We start from the raw sequence: 18,809 nt of genomic DNA on the forward strand, positions 1-18,809 counted from the left end.
AAGAGGCGTGATAGTGATGCACTTTACTTTATTTCATATAAAAAAAGAGCCAGAACGCAATCGCTTCTGTCTCCTTTTATTATGCTATTAGGTACTTTAGAAAAGGTACCTCTACAATTGAAACTTAAGCTTTAGCTCCAGTTTCCGAAGTCAATACCGCTTTACGCGACAGGTTAACCCGGCCTTGTTGGTCGATTTCGGTAACTTTAACGGTAATTGTATCCCCGACAGCTACAACATCTTCAACCTTAGCTACGCGCTCAGTGGACAATTGGGAAATGTGTACCAATCCGTCTTTACCCGGAATTAGTTCAACAAATGCTCCGAATTTCTCAATACGTCTAACTGTACCCACATAGATTTCTCCGACTTGTACTTCACGCACTAGTCCTTCGATAATCGAACGTGCCTTTTGGATCATTTCTTCATCTGAAGAACCGATAAAGACACGGCCATCTTGTTCGATGTCGATTTTTACGCCGGTTTCTTCAATAATTTTATTGATAATCTTACCACCAGCACCGATAACATCACGGATTTTGTCCGGATTGATGTTGATAATAATAATTTTCGGAGCATATTTGGACAGATTAGGTCTTGGCGCAGAGATCGCTTCATTCATTTTGTCCAAGATGAACAGACGGCCTTCTTTAGCCTGCTGAAGTGCATCCTGAAGAATGTTGCGGTCGATACCGGCAATCTTAATGTCCATTTGAATAGCTGTAACACCTTCTGCTGTACCAGCTACCTTGAAGTCCATATCTCCGAGGTGATCTTCCATCCCTTGAATATCCGTCAGGATGGAGACATGCTCTCCGTCTTTGATCAGACCCATTGCTACTCCGGCTACCGGTGCTTTGATTGGCACACCAGCGTCCATCATAGCCAGAATGCTGGCACAGATACTTGCCTGGGAAGTAGAACCGTTAGATTCAATCGCTTCTGATACTAGACGAATCGTGTACGGGAATTCAGTTTCACTAGGTATAACCTTGGATAATGCACGTTCTCCAAGTGCTCCATGACCGATTTCACGGCGTCCTGGTGCTCTAAGCGGACGAGCTTCCCCTACGCTGAACGGTGGGAAGTTGTAATGGTGCATGAAACGTTTCGTTTCAGTAGGATCGATTCCGTCGAGAATTTGCACATCACCTAGTGCTCCAAGGGTACAAACGCTAAGGATTTGTGTTTGTCCACGTGTAAACAGACCGGAACCGTGTGTACGCGGTAACAGACTTGTATCACATTCAATCGGACGGATTTCATCAAGTTTACGTCCATCTGGACGAACCTTATCATGTGTGATTAGACGTCTTACTTCATCCTTCACGATATCATGTAGGACTTCTTTAACATCTTTCAGAAGCTCCGGTGCTTCTATGTACTTCTCTACGAAATACGCAACCGCTTCATCATTAACGACATCAATCGCTTCCTGACGCGCATGTTTTTCAGCTATTTTAACGGCTTCCACCAGACGAGCCTCAGCAAATGCACGGACCTCAGTATTCACGTCAGCATTCACTGTATGCAGCTTCACAGCCATTTTTTCTTTACCAGCCACTTTAACCAGTTCTTCAATGGTTGCAACGATCTTGCGGATTTCATCATGACCGAACATAATCGCTTCGAGCATCACATCTTCCGTCACTTCGTTCGCTTCTGCTTCAACCATCATGATTGCATCCTTCGTTCCAGCAACCACTACATAAACATCACTGATTGCTTGCTGAGACATATCCGGATTGATCACAAACTCTCCATTAATCCGACCTACAGCAACGCCGCCGATGGGTCCATCAAAAGGCACATCGGAAATACTAAGTGCAGCTGAAGTACCGATCATAGCAGCAATATCTGGTGCGCAGTCCTGATCCACACTCATTACCATGTTCAATACCTGAACATCGTTACGAAATCCTTCAGGGAACAGTGGTCTGATTGGACGGTCTGTCAAACGGCTTGACAGAATCGCTTTCTCACTCGGTCTACCTTCCCGTTTAATAAATCCGCCAGGAATTTTACCTACCGCATATAATCTTTCCTCATAGTTGACTGTAAGCGGGAAAAAATCCAGATCCTTAGGCTCTTTCGAAGCCGTAACGGTACATAATACCGAAGTATCCCCGTAACGCACCATAACAGCTGCATTTGCTTGTTTAGCCAGGCGGCCCGTTTCCAGCACAAGGCGTCTTCCACCCAGCTGCATTTCTACACGTTTTTCCATAAATACCTCCTTGAATAGTAGTAGACCCGCAGTCTAAAATAGCAGGTTCACATATCGATCTAAATGAATTGGAAAGGCTTGTCCCAAAGGGAGGCTACCTATTCTGTATACATATAAGAAGAAACGGCTGGGCCTTACTGAAAAGTAAAGCCGCCGTTTTTGCGAATAATCTCATCGATCCTAATATTAAGTTTTCCCTAAATTTTCAAAAAGCAACCCAGCTGTCCCGCTGTCGCTCCGAGAAGGACATACGGTATACAACCAGGCTGCTTTAAGAGTAATCTTATGGAAAATTAACGACGCAATCCCAGTCTTTCGATCAGGGCGCTGTAACGTCTGATGTCTTTGTTTTTCAAATACGCCAGAAGTTTACGACGTTGTCCAACCATTTTCAACAATCCGCGACGGGAGTGATGATCTTTCTTGTGCGTACGCAAGTGGTCAGTCAAATTAACGATGTTCTCCGTTAGGATAGCAACTTGCACCTCAGGGGATCCAGTATCGGATTCGTGAGTTTTGTGCTCGTCGATCAATTGATGTTTACGTTCTTGAGTTAATGCCATCCTGTTCACCTCCTTCAATATAATCGCCACTAGCCTCGTCACCGTCGGTGAGAACGTGCAACCAAGCTAAGGTTATGATGCTGTAAGCCAGCAACGTTACTTAGTATAGCATCTCCATTAACAAAAGTAAACGGCTTGTCCGGGATGACTATAAATTATACTCCAGAATCTTCTTCGCGGTTTCTGCATCCTCGCCAATCTGAGTAATCAATGCCCCAATGGAGTCAAACTTCCGTTCTGGACGAATGTAAGATACCAATTCTACCTTAAGCTCTTGATCATACAGGTCACCCTCGAAGTCAAACAGATGTACCTCAAAGCTCGGAGTCAACACACCCTCATGAAAGGTTGGTTTAACGCCCACATTCATAACCCCGTACAGAACTTTATCCTTATAAAAGACACGAACCGCATATACACCTTTGGTCGGAATGACAAAATGATCACTGAGCTTCAAATTGGCAGTTGGAAAACCAATTGTGCGGCCTCTCTTCTCACCATGCCCCACTTCACCACGCAGATGATAGCAACGTCCGAACCAGGAGTTTGCCAGTCCCAGATCTCCATTTTGGAGACTTTTGCGAATGCCGGAGCTGCTAACCTTTTCGCCTTCAAGCAGAAAAGGAGGAGCAACTTCCACATTCATAACACCTTCACCCAGCTTACGAAGCATCTCAACATCGCCTTCACCTTGGTAGCCAAAGCGAAAGTCAAAGCCAACAACTGCAGTTACAATATGTAGCGGCAAAAGCATAACAGAGACAAAATTCTGTGGACTAACCCGGGAAAGCTGCTCATTAAATTCAATAACATACAGGATATCTACACCCATGCTGGCAAGAATCTCTTGCTTTTCAAAGGGTGGCGTCAAGTACCCTTCATAATCCCCCTTACCCATAACATCTTTGGGATGAGGATGAAATGTAAGGACTGCAGCCGGCACACCTTGTTTACGGGCTAAGGCCACAGCGGATGTAATAACACTGGCATGTCCACGATGCAGGCCGTCAAACTGCCCTAGAGCAGCCACTTGAGGTTGTGCCCATTCGGCAGCAGTCTCCGGCGACATCGGATAGGTTAACGTTACGGTTCTCACGCTGTTTCTCACCTACAATTCACTTGGTAAAATTGATTTAAGCTTGTGCAAACACTTTTACTGGGGCAATAGCACCTGTCTCTTCCAGCTCATAAATGCCAAGAAACAATCCCTGAAGATCGTATAGCCGAATTTGACCTGCTGTCTTCACTTCTGGAGCAATGAACCGCGAAGACAAACGTTGACCCTGCAGTGCTGCCTTCTTCTTCTCATCCATAACGGTATGCTTAGGCAAATGCGAAATTGCCTCATCAGCAGCGATTAAATGATCTTCTAATGTTCCGGCTTCCTTGTGCGCGGCAATATCCTCAAGGGATAAACAATGGCTGGCAGAAATTCCTGCCGACATTGTTCTCTCCAGCTTCACCATTACACCCGGCAGTCCAAGCGCACGACCGATATCAACACAAAGTGTTCGAATATACGTGCCTTTGGAGCATAATACCCGGAAAGTGATGTCGGGATGATTACCTTCCCAAGTCATATCCGTCATTTCGATTTCATAAATCTCTACTTCACGACTTTTTCGTTCAACGGTCTTGCCTTCTCTAGCCAATTCATAAAGACGTTTGCCATCCACTTTCACCGCAGAGTACATGGGAGGAACCTGAGAAATTACACCTTTGAAAGAGGCAAGCACTGCAAGAATCTCTTCCTCAGATACATGAACCTCATCTACAGTTTCCGTAATGGTTCCAGTTAAGTCTTCAGTATCACTGGACATCCCCAGTCTCAGTGTTGCCACATATTCTTTGGGCAGCTCCTGAATATACTCCACAACGCGAGTCGCACGTCCCAGACAAAGCGGCAATACACCAGTCACTTGGGGATCTAGTGTCCCCGTATGACCAATCCGTTTCATGCCGAGAATACGGCGTGCCTTGGCTACAACATCATGTGAAGTGAAGCCTGCCGGTTTATAAACCGCCAGAACACCTTCTAATTCACTCATAAATGACGTCTTACCTCCTCAAGCACCTGAGTTATTGCCTCTTCAAGCGTAGCTTCTATACGCGCACCTGCAGCACGGGTATGACCGCCGCCGCCAAACGTTTGCGCCAATGCAGCCACGTCTACTTTACCGGCAGAACGTAGGCTAACCTTGACCGCATGTTCATGAATAACTTTAAAAAGAATGCCTACTTCCACGCCCCGTATATTACGAGGGTAGTTTACGATCCCTTCCAAATCTTCATTAGCAGCAGCACATTCGATCATATGCTCGGGTGTAACATATAGCCAGGCAATATCCCCTTCAGGAGATAATTCCAGCGTATTTAAGGCTTTATTTAATATTTTAACCTGTGGCAGCGTCATTTCTTCAAGCAATGTCTCAGCGAGTTCAGGACCGTTAACTCCAAGGGATAATAGCTCAGATACAGCTGCCATTACTTTTGGTGATGTGTTGGTATAACGAAAACCACCGGTATCTGTTAACAGACCCGTATATATAGCTGTGGCGATATCAATATCCCATTCGATCTCGAATGTCTTCAGCAGGTCGAACAATATTTCCGCTGTCGCAGCTGCATCCGGTTTGATTAAATTAACGAATCCATAACCGTTATTTGTTGGATGGTGATCAATGTTCAGGATAAGAGCCTCATTCGCAAAATAGCGGTTTGTCAGCCCTACTCGCTGAAAATCCGCACAATCCACACAGATGACGTTGCTGTATTGACGGGGCGGTTCACTAGAGGCCATATTGATGATTTCATCCGAATGCCATAGGTATTCCATTCGCTTCGGGATCGGTCCTTCATTCAGCATAGTGTATTTTTTGCCCAGACATGAGAGAAGCCAGCCCACCGCAAGGGTGGAGCTGACTGCATCTCCGTCCGGCTGAACATGCGACACTACAAGGTAATCGTCGTGTTCCAGCAGAAACTCACGGGTCTGCTGGAGACTTTGTTCATAGCTCTGCATTCGCCGTCTCCTTTTTAAAGGTTGTTCAAAATAGCATAACGCTATTTTGAACCCCACTTTAATCACTTATTTCTAATCGTTCTTATGAAGCTCTCCGAGAAGCTTCTCAATATGACTGCCATAAGCGACAGATTCGTCGATCTTGAAGATCAGCTCCGGTGTATGCCGAAGGCGAATGGCCTTGCCAAGCTCTGAGCGAAGAAAACCATTGGCTTTCTCAATCGCTTTAAGCGAGTCTGCCTTCTGCTCTTCATCCCCGAACACGCTTAAGTATACCTTGGCTTGCGATAGATCGTTAGTCACATCTACGCCAGTTACAGTTACAAAACCGATTCGAGGGTCTTTCAGACCGCTTTGGATAAGTTGACTAAGCTCTTTCTTGATCTGCTCGCCCACTCGTCCTGCTCTAATTTTAGACATCTATATTCACCTCTTCGCTTAGCGCTCTACAGTTTCCATAAGAAACGCTTCGATAATGTCGCCCTCTTGGACGTCATTATAGCGTTCCAAAGTTATGCCACATTCATAACCTTGCGCCACTTCTTTGGCATCATCTTTGAAACGTTTCAAAGTATCAACCTTACCAGTGAACACTACGATTCCGCTACGGATCAAGCGCATTTCAGCATTACGGGTAATTTTACCGGAAGTAACCATACATCCTGCAATGGTACCCACTTTGCTGATTTTGAACACGCTGCGAACTTCGGCGTGACCGATAACATTCTCTTTATAGATAGGATCGAGCATACCTTTCATGGCACTTTCGATTTCTTCAATTACGTTGTAGATAATGTTGTGCAGACGAACATCTACTTTTTCTTGCTCAGCAGCTGCTTTGGTCTGTGCGTCTGGACGAACGTTAAAGCCGATAACGATAGCATTAGATGCTGCTGCAAGCGTAATATCGGATTCAGTAATCGCACCAGCACCGCTGTGAATGATCTTCACGCGTACGCCTTCTACTTCGATCTTAGCCAAGGATCCTTTAAGCGCCTCGACTGAACCTTGTACGTCAGCTTTGATAATCACGTTAAGGTCTTTGATCTCGCCATCTTTAATGTGCTGGAACAGATCATCCAAAGTTACACGGGTGTTCGTATTCAGCTCAGATTGACGTTGGGAAGTGGAACGTCTATCAGCAATCGCACGGGCTTTACGCTCGTCTTCGAATGCCATAAACGGATCGCCAGCTTGTGGCACCTCAGTCAAACCAGTAATTTCTACTGGAGTAGATGGTCCAGCTTCTTTAATCTTACGACCTTTATCATTGACCATCGCACGTACACGTCCGAAGCAGTTACCTGCTACAAAGGCATCGCCGACTTTCAACGTACCGTTCTGAACGAGTATACGAGCAACTGGTCCACGGGATTTATCAAGCTCAGCTTCTATAACAGTACCGCGTGCCCGTTTGTCAGGGTTCGCTTTGTACTCATTAACTTCAGCTACGAGCAGGATCATTTCCAGCAGTTCTTCCAAGTTAATACGTTGTTTCGCAGAGAGGTTAACGAAGATGGTATCTCCACCCCACTCTTCAGGAACAAGTTCATAACTTGTAAGCTCTTGCTTCACCTTATCAGGATCTGCGCCCGGCTTGTCGATTTTATTAACAGCGACAATAATCGGAAGTCCAGCAGCCTTAGCGTGTGCAATAGCTTCAACGGTCTGAGGCATAACACCGTCATCAGCAGCAACTACGATAATTGTCATATCCGTAACCTGTGCACCACGAGCACGCATAGCAGTAAATGCTTCGTGACCAGGTGTATCAAGGAACGTGATTTTCTTTTGATTAATTTCGACTTGATAAGCACCGATGTGCTGAGTGATTCCGCCGGCTTCGCCTAGAGTCACATTTGTCGAACGAATAGCATCAAGCAGTGTAGTTTTACCATGGTCAACGTGACCCATAATAGTAACTACTGGAGGACGAGTCTGAAGATCCTCTTCATTGTCATTCTCTTCCACTGTTTCGAAGCTGTCCTCATCAACAGGAATCTTCACTTCTACTTCTACGCCAAATTCAGCAGCGAGTAGCAAAATGGTGTCGATATCAAGTTCTTGGTTGATGGTAGCCATAACACCCATTGAAATCAGCTTTTTGATTACTTCAGAAGCATCCTTGTGAAGCAATTTCGCTGTTTCACCAACGGTCATGCTGCCACGAACGATGATTTTCTTAGGTGTGTTATCGATCTTCTCGCGGTGTACCATTGGTTGGTTCTTGCCACGACCATTCTTACCACCACGACCTCGGTAGTTACCACCTTTACCATCATCAAAACGTCTTTGATTATTATTCGGTCTGCCACCAGTTGTGTTCTTTTTAGGACCTCTGTCATCACCGCGTGTGAAACCTCCGCCTGTGCCAGATTGACCTTGTGGACGGCTGTCAGTGCGTGGTGCACTGTTTTGTCCTTGCGGACGGCTGCCACTTGTGTTGCTTCCTTGTGGACGGCTTCCACCAGTGTTGCTGCCTTGTGGGCGGCTACCACCAGTATTGCTGCCTTGCGGACGGCTGCCACTTGTGTTGCTTCCTTGTGGACGGTTGCCGCCAGTATTACTGCCTTGCGGACGGCTGCCACCGGTATTGCTACCTTGTGGGCGATTGCCGCCGGTAGTGCTGCTTTGCGGGCGGCTGCTACTAGTACTGCTAGTACTGTTAGTACGTGGAGCACCGCTTTGTTGCGGACGTGCATTCTGCGTTGAACCTGTTTGTGTTCTGCGGGAATCTTGTCCGCTTTGGGGCCTTGGGGACGTCGTCGATTGGTTGTTGTTTTGGTTACTGTTCATACCTACCTGCTTTTCCTGTTGATTTTTGTTGGCATTCTGAGCACTTTGAGGTTCGGCTGTTACCGCACCGGTTGTTACCGGCCGGCTGCTGGTGCCGGTATCCCGCTTGGCTGCAGCGTTTGATTTGATATCCTTAAAGAACTGTTCAACTTTGTTCACGGATCCATTCTCCATGACACTCATATGATTATTCACGGGGACATTCAAACGCTTCAGAATAGTAATAATTTCTTTACTGCTCATGTTTAGTGACTTTGCGTATTCGTACACGCGCAATTTATCTTTGTTCTCTTCTTTAGTCAATAAATCCACCTCCGACAGTATCTCCGAGTTGCTTGGAGATCATTTCCGCGAATCCTTTATCCGTAATGGCCAGTACTACACGCTGGTCTTTACCAATACTTGCACCGAGTTCATCCCGGTGAAATGCGATTACTAGTGGAATATCGTAAGTTCCGCATTTATCACGGAACTTTTTTTGGGTATTATCTGAAGCGTCACCTGCCAGAACGACCAGCTTCGCCTCTGAAGACCGTACAGCTTTGAGTACAGCCTCGTCACCGGTGACTATCTTGCCTGCTCTCATGGCAAGCCCTAAATAAGAAAGCGCCTTACTCATTATCCTCACTATCCTTTGCTGCTAGGAACTGCTCTTCCACGGATGTAAACTCCCGGGCTAGCTGGGCGTAGATTTCAGGACTCACTTGACATTTCAATGCACGGTCAAGTGCTTTGTTCTTTTGTGCCAGCTGAAAGCATTCAAGCTTGCCGCATATGTAAGCACCACGGCCTGACTTCTTACCCGTCAGATCAATCAGCACTTCACCTTCAGGCGTTCTTACCACACGAATCAGCTCTTTTTTAGGCATCATCTCTTGGGTAGCAACGCATTTCCGCAGCGGCACCTTTTTTTGTTTCATACCAAACGCCTCCCGTCAAGCAGGTTAATTAATCTATGGAGACGGAATCCTGATGCATTTCATCAATAGAAGATTTCGGTCTGCCGTATTCCTGCTCCGCTTGAGTTTCACTCTTGATATCAATTTTCCAGCCGGTAAGTTTAGCGGCAAGACGTGCATTTTGCCCTTTAATACCGATAGCCAGTGATAATTGATAGTCAGGAACGATAACTCTCGCCATCTTCTCCGCTTCAAAGACTTGAACTTCAAGAACCTTGGAAGGGCTTAGTGCATTCGCAACATATTCCTGCACCAGATCAGAATAACGGACGATATCGATCTTCTCACCGCGAAGCTCAGTAACGATGGTCTGAACGCGTGTGCCTCTTGGACCTACGCAAGAACCAACGGGATCTACTTCTGGATTGCGGGAATACACAGCAATCTTCGAGCGGAAGCCAGCTTCACGAGCTACAGAACGAATCTCAACTACACCGTCAAATATTTCAGGAACTTCAAGCTCGAACAGACGCTTCAGTAATCCAGGATGACTGCGGGAGAGCATAATCTGCGGACCTTTTGTTGTATTCTCAACTTTTGTGATATAAGCCTTGATGCGTTCGCTTTGTTTGAACTTTTCACCTGGCATCAATTCGCTAAGCGGAAGAACCGCTTCGATTTTACCAAGATCAATGTAAATGTTCCGCATATCTTGACGTTGAACTAGTCCAGTAACGATATCATCTTCTTTGTCGATAAAAGCATTATAGATAAGTCCACGCTCTGCTTCGCGAATCCGTTGAGTTACAACCTGCTTAGCAGTCTGTGCGGCAATACGTCCAAAATCACGCGGTGTCACTTCAAGCTCAGCGATATCTTCCAGCTGGAAATGCGGGTTAATTTCTCTGGCTGCCGGCAATGAGATTTCAGTCCTTGTATCCAGGACCTCCTCAACAATTAACTTGCGGGCAAACACTTTAATGACACCTGTATTGCGATTCATGTCAACACGCACGTTCTGTGCTGCATTGAAATTACGTTTATAACTAGAGATCAGCGCCGCTTCAATCGCTTCAAACAGCACATCTTTACTGATGCCTCTCTCCCTCTCCAGCTCATTCATTGCTTCAATAAACTCCATACTCATGAATTTCCGGCCCCCCTTTCAAGACGTTAAAAAATAATGGCCAATCTCGCACTTGCGACCTTGGCGTACGGTACTACATGTTCTTTTTTGCCCGCGGAGATGAGCAGTTCCTCGTTCTCGAACGAGAGCAAACGACCTTCAAATTCTTTGAGTCCTTGAATCGGCTCATAAACAGTCACATACACGTCCTTACCTACCGCTTTAGCTACATCCGCAGCTTTTTTGAGAGGACGCTCTGCTCCCGGCGAGGAAACCTCAAGGAAATATGCCTCAGGAATAGGATCATTCTCATCTAACTTCTGACTGAAATATTCGCTAATGATCCCGCAGTCATCAATATCAATGCCGCCTTCTTTATCTACGAATATACGCAGAAACCAATTGGAGCCTTCCTTCACGTATTCAACGTCCACCAGTTCGAAACCATTGTCGTCGAGATAGGGCCCGAGCATCTGCTCTACCGTTTGTTTAATTTTAGATTTGGGTGTGCTCAAAAGAAAATTACCTCCACGAACTTGTCTTTTGCTATATACCAAAGATAAAGAGTGGGTTTCCCCACTCTTTACACAACGGACTTATCTCATTATTACCAAAGAAATTATACCATAGGGAAACTGGACTGACAAGTGCTAGCCCTTGACTCCCCCTTTGGAGCACTCTTTTCTAGCCATGAAATAAGTGTTGTTAAAGCCTTTAAAATAGGGAAAGTTGATTGCTTTCCGGTAAGCCGCGGAAGCAGCCCATGCCAGTCAGCAGCTCAATAACCGTCTTACTTGCCTTTGATTTCTGCTGGAAATCTTCAATAGACAGGAACTCTCCAGCATCTTTCGCAGCAGCTATGTTGATAGCAGCATTCTCACCAATTCCCGCTAATGCGGAAAACGGAGGAATCAAACTCTTGTCATCAACAATAAACTTATTCGCTTCTGAGCGGTAAAGATCAATGTTTTTGAATGTAAACCCACGTGCCGTCATCTCCAAAGCCATCTCAAGGACAGGCAACATAGCCTTTTCCTTAGGCAAAGCTTGAAATCCTTTTTGCTCAATTTCTACGATCTGACGGCTGATGGCTTCATACCCCTTACAGCACAATTCAATATCAAAATCTGCCGCACGTACAGAGAAATAAGTCGCATAATATTCAATAGGATGATACAGCTTGAAGTAGGCGGTACGTACTGCAGAAATTACGTATGCAGCAGCATGCGCCTTCGGGAACATGTATTGAATCTTTAGACAAGAATCAATATACCATTGTGGGACCTTGCACTTTTTCATTTCCTCGATCCATTCGTCAGACAAACCTTTACCTTTACGAACACTCTCGGTAATTTTAAAGGCCAAGCTCGCATCCATTCCCGCTTTATAAATTAAAAAGAGCATGATGTCATCACGACAACCGATAACGGTCTTAATGTTACAAGTGTTATTCTTTATAAGCTCTTGAGCGTTACCAAGCCAAACTCCAGTACCATGAGACAAACCTGATATTTGCAGTAAGTCAGCAAAGCTGGACGGCTTCGACTCAATAAGCATTTGACGTACGAACTTGGTACCCATTTCGGGCACACCATAGGTCGCAACCGGTGATCTGATTTCGTCAGGTCTTACTCCAAGTGCATCTGTAGAGTTAAACATGCTCATTACTTTCGGATCATTCATCGGGATAGAAGTTGGATCAACACCTGTCAAATCCTGAAGCATCCGCATCATCGTCGGATCATCATGACCCAGAATATCAAGCTTCAGCAAATTCGCGTCAAAAGCGTGATAATCAAAGTGTGTGGTCTTCCATTCAGCATTGACATCATCTGCCGGGAATTGTACTGGCGTAATATCTTCTACCTCCATATAGTCTGGAACAACGACTATACCACCCGGATGCTGTCCCGTACTACGTTTAACGCCTGTACAGCCAGCCGCCAGACGGCCAACTTCAGCTCCACGCCAACGTTTCTGGTGCAGTTCTTCGTATTTTTTTGCAAATCCGAAGGCTGTCTTCTCAGCTACGGTACCAATCGTTCCGGCACGGAATACATTTTTCTCACCAAACATTTCTTTGGTAAAGTTATGTGCATTCGGCTGATATTCCCCTGAGAAGTTCAAGTCGATATCGGGAACTTTATCCCCTTTAAATCCAAGGAAGGTCTCGAACGGAATATCCTGGCCTTCACCTTTGAGCTTCTGACCGCAATCCGGGCAGACTTTATCTGGTAAATCGAATCCGCTCCGCACACTACCGTCCAGGAACCATTCACTATGACGACACTCGGGGTCTAGGCAAATATAATGCGCAGGCAAAGGATTAACTTCTGAAATCCCAAGAAATGTAGCGACTACAGAAGAGCCTACGGAACCCCGCGAGCCTACGAGATACCCATCCTGATTTGACTTTTTAACGAGACGTTCAGAAATCAAATAGTTGGCAGAGAATCCGTATTTAATAATCGGTGCAAGCTCTTTCTCCAAACGGGCAATAACTACCTCAGGCAGCTCTTCACCGTAAATGGATTTGGCAGTATTGTAGCAGGTCTCGCGAATTTCTTCGTCCGCCCCGTCAATAATTGGTGTAAATAGCTTATCTGGAAATAGCTCCAGTTCTTCAAAACGCTCCGCCAGCTCAACTGTATTTGTGACAACGACTTCCATCGCTTTTTCAGCACCGAGAAATTCGAATTCAGACAGCATTTCATCTGTTGTGCGGAAGTGTGCATCCGGTTTGCGTTGGTCTTTAAGCGGACTAAAGCCCGTGATCCCATTAATCGTAATATCACGATACAGCTTGTCCCGGGGTTCAAGATAATGCACATTCCCCGTTGCGATAACAGGTTTATTCAACTGTTCCCCTATTTCGCAAACCTTCCGGACTACATCGCGAAGCTCATCCGGGCCTGCTACAAAACCCTTGTCCACCAAGTGCATGTACATGGTCAATGGCTGAATCTCCAGCACATCATAAAAATGAGCAACCTCCATGGCTTCCTCAGTCGTTTTGTTGAGTACTGCTTCAAAAAACTCTCCACGTTCACAACCGGAAATCACTAGGAGTCCATCTCTATGCTCTTCCAGCTTAGATTTTGGAATACAAGGTACACGTTTGAAATATTCCGTATGTGACATGGAAATGAGCTTATAGAGATTTTTTTTGCCTATTTGATTAAGTGCATAAATATTACAGTGGAACGGTCTTGTGTTCGAAAGATCATTACCCACATAATCGTTTAGTCGATCAAGGCGGGTCATGCCCTTCATCTTTTCAGCATCTGCGAGCAATCCTGTTAATATACCGCCGAGTGCTATGGTATCATCAATCGCACGGTGATGGCTTTCCAGAAGAACTTTATATTTATCGGCTAATGTGTTCAGCCTGTGATTCTTCATGCTTGGATATAGTAAGCGAGCGAGCTCAAGCGTATCAAGAGATGGATTCGGAAGATCAGGTTCACCTATTTTACGTAACGAGGCCTGAATAAAACCCATATCAAACCTGGCGTTATGAGCTACAAGGATACTGTCACCCACAAATTCAACAAACTTACGCAGTACTGGTTCAAGATCAGGAGCATCCTTAACCATTTCATCCGTAATATTGGTCAATTGCTGAATATGATAAGGGATTTTCTCATGCGGATTAACAAAAGTAGAATAACGGTCTACTTCTTTGCCTTCGCACATTTTAATGGCCGCCAGCTCCGTAATATTATTGCGGGTAATCGATAAACCCGTGGTTTCTATATCAAACACTACATAGGTAGCTGTCTTCAAGTCCAAAGGCTGAGCATTCTCGACAATATTCACAGAGTCATTCACAACATTAGCTTCCACACCATAAATCATTTTTATCTTATGCTTATGAGCTGCATGGTTTGCATCAGGAAAAGCCTGAACGCCACCATGATCAGAAATAGCAATCGCAGGATGACCCCACTGGGCAGCTGTTTTGACATAGGTAGTGATCGGAGTGACCGCATCCATCGTACTCATCGTAGTGTGAAGGTGGAATTCCACCCGTTTCTTAGGAGCAGTATCTTTACGTGCAGGCGGTGCCTTAACTTCCGTTAAATCCGAAGGGATCATCACGAGCTCAGGAATCTGCATAAAACGGTCATATTCTACTTTTCCGCGTGCTCTTACCCATTTGCCATTAGCTAGCTGACTCATAACCTTCAGATCATCTTTAGTCTTCGCGAACATCTTCATTTGTAGAGAATCCGTAAAATCGGTCAGACTGTAAGTGAACAAGGTACTGCCATTGCGAAGCTCCTTACGATCCAGACCAAAAATGGTACCCTGAATTGTAATTTTCTTCTCTTCATCTTGAATTTCAAGAATCGGCACAGCCTGTTCCTTAATTTCATACCCCACTTGAAGCTTAATTACTTCATTAGGATCGCTATCATCAGCAGGAGCTTCTGTTTCAACAGCAGTCATCATCTGCTCAACAATCTCGCGTTGTTCTTGCTGAAGCTTTTGCTGAAATTCTTCGAATGCTTCAACATTATTATTTTCGTTCTCCGCCATTAGTAATTTAACTTTTAAGGAGAGACCGAAATACTTATCATAAAATTTAATAATTGCTCCATCGATGCCTTTTTTGCGAGCCAGCTCCATCGAAGTGGAATCACTCATCGTTAACATTAAAGTATCCTCTTTAAGCTCCTGTGAGGAGCGGGTCAGCCAGCCGTTTACCGATGGAATCTCCCGATGCACCCACTCCAGAAACAGTCCCCAATATTCTTGGACAAGCTCCGCTCTACTAACCTTCTCATCATATAGGAACAAAAAGCTTACTTTAGCTATATGCTGTAGCTTCTCCCGCATTCTAAGGCTAAATGTCCGATATACCTGTGCTGGAACCAGACTTTCTTTCGTAATAACGATTTGCCAGTCCCGGTTGCCGCGACTGATCTCAACACGTTCTATATACCCGTCTAAAAAGTAGGGATCCATGATTGCAGGCGGAATTTCACCCTGCTTCATCAAGAGCTCGAACCTTTTTCTTCTCTCCTGGTTTTGTTCCATGCTTTCCTCCCACCTTTAATAACCCAGTTAAAACTATCCATGATATACAGTGAAAGTACAATATGATAAGAAGAAACGATGTTGTCGCCTTTTAAAGACGATAACTGTTTCTCGTAAAAATATAAGGATAATTTATAGCGAATTCCTATAAATTCTTATATTTTAAAAAGCTTCTGGTTTCAAAAAGCATTGGGTTCTTACGGCCCGCCGACTCCTCTCTCCAGAAGCTAAATTAAAATACTACAAGACTGTTGATCGGTGCCTAAAGATTAATATGCCTTTGCAAAAACCACAGTATGCTTGGCTGGTTGGCCACAGCAAATGCAGACTTGCTTAGTCTCCGCTGGATCAAAAGGAATATTGCGGCTACCCGCACCTGTCTCTTCCTTAACTTTGGACTCGCATTCTTCGGAACCACACCATCCAGCTAGAGCAAATCCACGTTTTTCATCCATCGAAGCCTTCATTTCCTCCAAGGAATCCACAGAATAGAAGTGGTCCTCGCGGAATTTCAGGGCACGTTCGAACATTTCGTTGTGAACCTGTTCAAGCATTGTTTGAACCTCTTCTACGAGGTTCTCCTGTTGAATAACCTTCTTCTCACCGGTGACACGTGAGACGAGAACGCAGACGCCATTCTCCATGTCGCGTGGTCCAAGCTCCAAACGTACTGGCACTCCACGCATTTCATATTCATTAAACTTCCAGCCTGGAGTAACATCTGAACGATCATCCACACGTACACGAACGCCAGCATTCTTCAATTCCTTGAACAGCTCGTCCGTCCGCCCAATCACAGCTTCGCGGGTCTTAGGAGGTCCGATAGGAATCATAATAACTTGCGTTGGAGCTACCTTAGGCGGCAGAACAAGACCGCGGTCATCTCCATGTACCATAATCAAGGAGCCAATCAAGCGAGTGGTTGAGCCCCATGAAGTAGTGTGTACATACTCCAAATTATTGTCACGGCTTAAATATTGAATCTCAAAAGCTGTGGCAAACTTGGTGCCGAGGTAATGTGAAGTAGCAGCCTGAACAGCGCGTCCATCCTTCATCATCGCTTCAATAGAATACGTATCTACCGCACCGGCAAAACGCTCGGAAGGTGTCTTTTGTCCAGTAATAACCGGAATGGCAAGATAGGTCTCGACAAAATCACGGTAGTTATCCAGCATCCGCATAGTTTCTTCACGAGCTTCCGCTTCATTCTCATGCGCGGTATGCCCTTCTTGCCAAAGAAACTCAGTCGTGCGGATAAATGGTAATGTACGTTTCTCCCAACGAACCACGTTCGCCCATTGATTGATAAGTACAGGAAGGTCACGATAAGATTGAATCCATTTAGAGTACATGTGGCCGAACATGGTCTCTGAAGTAGGACGAACTGCGAGACGTTCCTCAAGTACGTCACCACCCGCTTCTGTTACCCATGGCAGCTCTGGATTAAAGCCTTCAATATGATCCTTTTCCTTCTGAAAGAAACTCTCTGGAATGAACACTGGAAAATAAGCGTTTCGATGCCCAGTTTCCTTGAGGCGACGGTTCATTTCCTCCTGAATATGCTCCCATATTTCATAGCCTTCTGGCTTAAATACAATACAGCCACGAACAGGAGAGTAATCCATCAAGTCTCCTTTTTTAATAACATCAATATACCAGCGTGAGAAATCCTCGCTTTGCGGCGTGATTTCCGTAACGAATTGTTTATCTTTAGCCATGTAATGGAATGCCTCCCGAAGAAAATTAGCCGCTGATCAAACGTAAAATATCATTATACGTAACAGCAATCATTAATAAAAATAGCAGTGCAAAACCTACAAAGTGAACCATGCCTTCACGACCCGGATCCACAGGTTTGCCACGCAGTGCCTCAACACCTAGGAATGCCAGACGGCTTCCATCGAGTGCCGGAATCGGCAAGAGGTTAAATATCCCCAGATATAGACTCAAAATAGCGGCCCAGTATGTAAGATACTGAATACCTTGTTGAGCAATTTGACCGGTTACCTCAAACGTACGAACCGGACCTCCAATATCATCCATATTGAATTTATTGATCAATTGTTTAAAGCCCAAAAAGATAGCTTCTGTCGTATCGACCATAGCTTTTCCTGAACCTGTTATCGTCTCGCCAAAACCAGCTTTACGAGTAGGTAGCTCAGGAGTGATGCCTATTTTACCGCCTTCTTGTCCTTCCATACTACGAGGAACTAGCTTAACGTTAAGGGTTTCTTCTCCCCGTTGCAGCGTCCAGTTCATTTCTTTACCTTTGGACTCCGAGGTCAAGCTAATCATTTTTTTGTAATCAGCACCGATTTTCTCACCATTGATGGAGACAATGATATCGCCCTTTTGGAGTCCTGCTTCTTGCGCCGGCATTCCTTCGGAGACGTCGCCAATCTTAACAAAAGTAGGATTTTCAACTTGAATCCCGACCATTTGCAAATGAATGGCGAAGAGTACAAAGGCTAACAGAAAGTTCATCACAGGACCCGCAACGATAGCCAACGCACGCTGACCCACGGTCTTGCTGCCGAATTGACGATCTTTAGGTGCAATTTGTGTCTGTTGCGTCCCTTTAATCATCATTGCTTGCGGATGAACATCATAAGTAGTAACTTCTCCGTCCACATCTAAGGTAATCTGCAATTTATCTTCGAGATCGGTACTCAGCGCCTCACCACGGATAACATTTCTACGGGTGTCTAGTGCATCCAGATAAATGTTTTTAACTTTATTGTCTTGTCCGAGCCTTACCGCAATGGTCTGTCCAGAACCAATCTCGACAATCTCAGGATCTTCACCAGCCATGCGGGCATAACCGCCAAAAGGCAGTAAGCGAAGAGTGAACTGAGTCTCATTCCGTTTATAAGAAAACAGTTTCGGACCGAAACCGATAGCAAATTCCCTCACGAGAATACCGGCGCGTTTGGCAAAATAATAGTGACCCCATTCGTGTACAGTCACAAGTACAAAAAACATGAGCACCGTTAAAAAAACGACCTGAACCATTTCCAAACGTATCATCCCCCTTTAGGTGTAAGACCGAAGTATGTCCTCTTAATTTATCATTATTCTCCGATCAGGCACAAGAGAATCAACTGTCCCAACCTATTTTTAGGGCAAAGTAAGT

At 45.2% G+C, this 18,809-nt stretch carries 14 protein-coding genes; all 14 read right to left on the reverse strand.

What is annotated here, in order from left to right:
- Positions 1-124 precede the first annotated feature (124 nt).
- On the reverse strand, positions 125-2,227 hold the full coding sequence (gene pnp / locus NYE35_RS19155; RefSeq protein WP_036688453.1) for a polyribonucleotide nucleotidyltransferase: 2,103 nt from the start codon (positions 2,225-2,227) through the stop codon (positions 125-127).
- A 293-nt stretch (positions 2,228-2,520) separates the two neighbouring features.
- Positions 2,521-2,790 carry a 30S ribosomal protein S15 gene (rpsO, locus tag NYE35_RS19160; RefSeq protein ID WP_036656390.1) on the reverse strand — a complete coding sequence of 90 codons (270 nt, stop codon included), beginning with the start codon at positions 2,788-2,790 and terminating at the stop codon, positions 2,521-2,523.
- A gap of 148 nt (positions 2,791-2,938) precedes the next feature.
- Positions 2,939-3,886 carry a bifunctional riboflavin kinase/FAD synthetase gene (locus NYE35_RS19165; RefSeq protein ID WP_038571921.1) on the reverse strand — a complete coding sequence of 316 codons (948 nt, stop codon included), beginning with the start codon at positions 3,884-3,886 and terminating at the stop codon, positions 2,939-2,941.
- A 37-nt stretch (positions 3,887-3,923) separates the two neighbouring features.
- A complete protein-coding gene (truB, locus tag NYE35_RS19170) occupies positions 3,924-4,838 on the reverse strand; it encodes a tRNA pseudouridine(55) synthase TruB (RefSeq protein WP_076140993.1) in 915 nt (304 codons plus the stop codon).
- Positions 4,835-5,812 carry a DHH family phosphoesterase gene (locus NYE35_RS19175; RefSeq protein WP_038571927.1) on the reverse strand — a complete coding sequence of 326 codons (978 nt, stop codon included), beginning with the start codon at positions 5,810-5,812 and terminating at the stop codon, positions 4,835-4,837. Before NYE35_RS19175 ends, truB begins: the two co-directional genes overlap by 4 nt.
- 72 nt (positions 5,813-5,884) lie before the next feature.
- Entirely contained in the window at positions 5,885-6,232 is a 348-nt protein-coding gene (gene rbfA / locus NYE35_RS19180) for a 30S ribosome-binding factor RbfA (protein ID WP_036688461.1), read from the reverse strand.
- Between the two features lie 18 nt (positions 6,233-6,250).
- Positions 6,251-8,911: a translation initiation factor IF-2 gene (gene infB, locus NYE35_RS19185; RefSeq protein WP_036688463.1), complete on the reverse strand. Its 2,661-nt coding sequence runs from the start codon at positions 8,909-8,911 to the stop codon at positions 6,251-6,253.
- Entirely contained in the window at positions 8,904-9,227 is a 324-nt protein-coding gene (locus NYE35_RS19190; RefSeq protein WP_036688466.1) for a YlxQ family RNA-binding protein, read from the reverse strand. Before NYE35_RS19190 ends, infB begins: the two co-directional genes overlap by 8 nt.
- Positions 9,220-9,528 carry an RNase P modulator RnpM gene (gene rnpM, locus NYE35_RS19195; RefSeq protein ID WP_036688467.1) on the reverse strand — a complete coding sequence of 103 codons (309 nt, stop codon included), beginning with the start codon at positions 9,526-9,528 and terminating at the stop codon, positions 9,220-9,222. Before rnpM ends, NYE35_RS19190 begins: the two co-directional genes overlap by 8 nt.
- A gap of 28 nt (positions 9,529-9,556) precedes the next feature.
- Positions 9,557-10,654: a transcription termination factor NusA gene (gene nusA / locus NYE35_RS19200; RefSeq protein ID WP_036688470.1), complete on the reverse strand. Its 1,098-nt coding sequence runs from the start codon at positions 10,652-10,654 to the stop codon at positions 9,557-9,559.
- A gap of 26 nt (positions 10,655-10,680) precedes the next feature.
- The gene (gene rimP / locus NYE35_RS19205) at positions 10,681-11,148 is read right to left on the reverse strand and encodes a ribosome maturation factor RimP (RefSeq protein WP_076127842.1); all 468 of its coding nucleotides are present in this window, start codon (positions 11,146-11,148) and stop codon (positions 10,681-10,683) included.
- Between the two features lie 199 nt (positions 11,149-11,347).
- Positions 11,348-15,676: a PolC-type DNA polymerase III gene (locus tag NYE35_RS19210; RefSeq protein WP_341121903.1), complete on the reverse strand. Its 4,329-nt coding sequence runs from the start codon at positions 15,674-15,676 to the stop codon at positions 11,348-11,350.
- Between the two features lie 269 nt (positions 15,677-15,945).
- Positions 15,946-17,394: a proline--tRNA ligase gene (proS, locus tag NYE35_RS19215; RefSeq protein WP_036688477.1), complete on the reverse strand. Its 1,449-nt coding sequence runs from the start codon at positions 17,392-17,394 to the stop codon at positions 15,946-15,948.
- Positions 17,395-17,419: 25 nt separating this feature from the next.
- On the reverse strand, positions 17,420-18,694 hold the full coding sequence (rseP, locus tag NYE35_RS19220; RefSeq protein ID WP_341121904.1) for an RIP metalloprotease RseP: 1,275 nt from the start codon (positions 18,692-18,694) through the stop codon (positions 17,420-17,422).
- Positions 18,695-18,809: the final 115 nt, after the last annotated feature.

Source organism: Paenibacillus sp. FSL L8-0494, assembly GCF_038003695.1.
In the GTDB taxonomy this organism is placed as follows: domain Bacteria; phylum Bacillota; class Bacilli; order Paenibacillales; family Paenibacillaceae; genus Paenibacillus_AQ; species Paenibacillus_AQ odorifer.

Excerpts from the sequence above, each read along its gene's own strand:
- proS (WP_036688477.1), bottom strand. The coding sequence starts at position 17,394 with ATGGCTAAAGATAAACAATTCGTTACGGAAATCACGCCGCAAAGCGAG.
- NYE35_RS19175 (WP_038571927.1), bottom strand. The coding sequence starts at position 5,812 with ATGCAGAGCTATGAACAAAGTCTCCAGCAGACCCGTGAGTTTCTGCTG.
- nusA (WP_036688470.1), bottom strand. The coding sequence starts at position 10,654 with ATGAGTATGGAGTTTATTGAAGCAATGAATGAGCTGGAGAGGGAGAGA.
- NYE35_RS19210 (WP_341121903.1), bottom strand. The coding sequence starts at position 15,676 with ATGGAACAAAACCAGGAGAGAAGAAAAAGGTTCGAGCTCTTGATGAAG.
- truB (WP_076140993.1), bottom strand. The coding sequence starts at position 4,838 with ATGAGTGAATTAGAAGGTGTTCTGGCGGTTTATAAACCGGCAGGCTTC.
- pnp (WP_036688453.1), bottom strand. The coding sequence starts at position 2,227 with ATGGAAAAACGTGTAGAAATGCAGCTGGGTGGAAGACGCCTTGTGCTG.
- rnpM (WP_036688467.1), bottom strand. The coding sequence starts at position 9,528 with ATGAAACAAAAAAAGGTGCCGCTGCGGAAATGCGTTGCTACCCAAGAG.
- NYE35_RS19190 (WP_036688466.1), bottom strand. The coding sequence starts at position 9,227 with ATGAGTAAGGCGCTTTCTTATTTAGGGCTTGCCATGAGAGCAGGCAAG.
- rpsO (WP_036656390.1), bottom strand. The coding sequence starts at position 2,790 with ATGGCATTAACTCAAGAACGTAAACATCAATTGATCGACGAGCACAAA.
- rbfA (WP_036688461.1), bottom strand. The coding sequence starts at position 6,232 with ATGTCTAAAATTAGAGCAGGACGAGTGGGCGAGCAGATCAAGAAAGAG.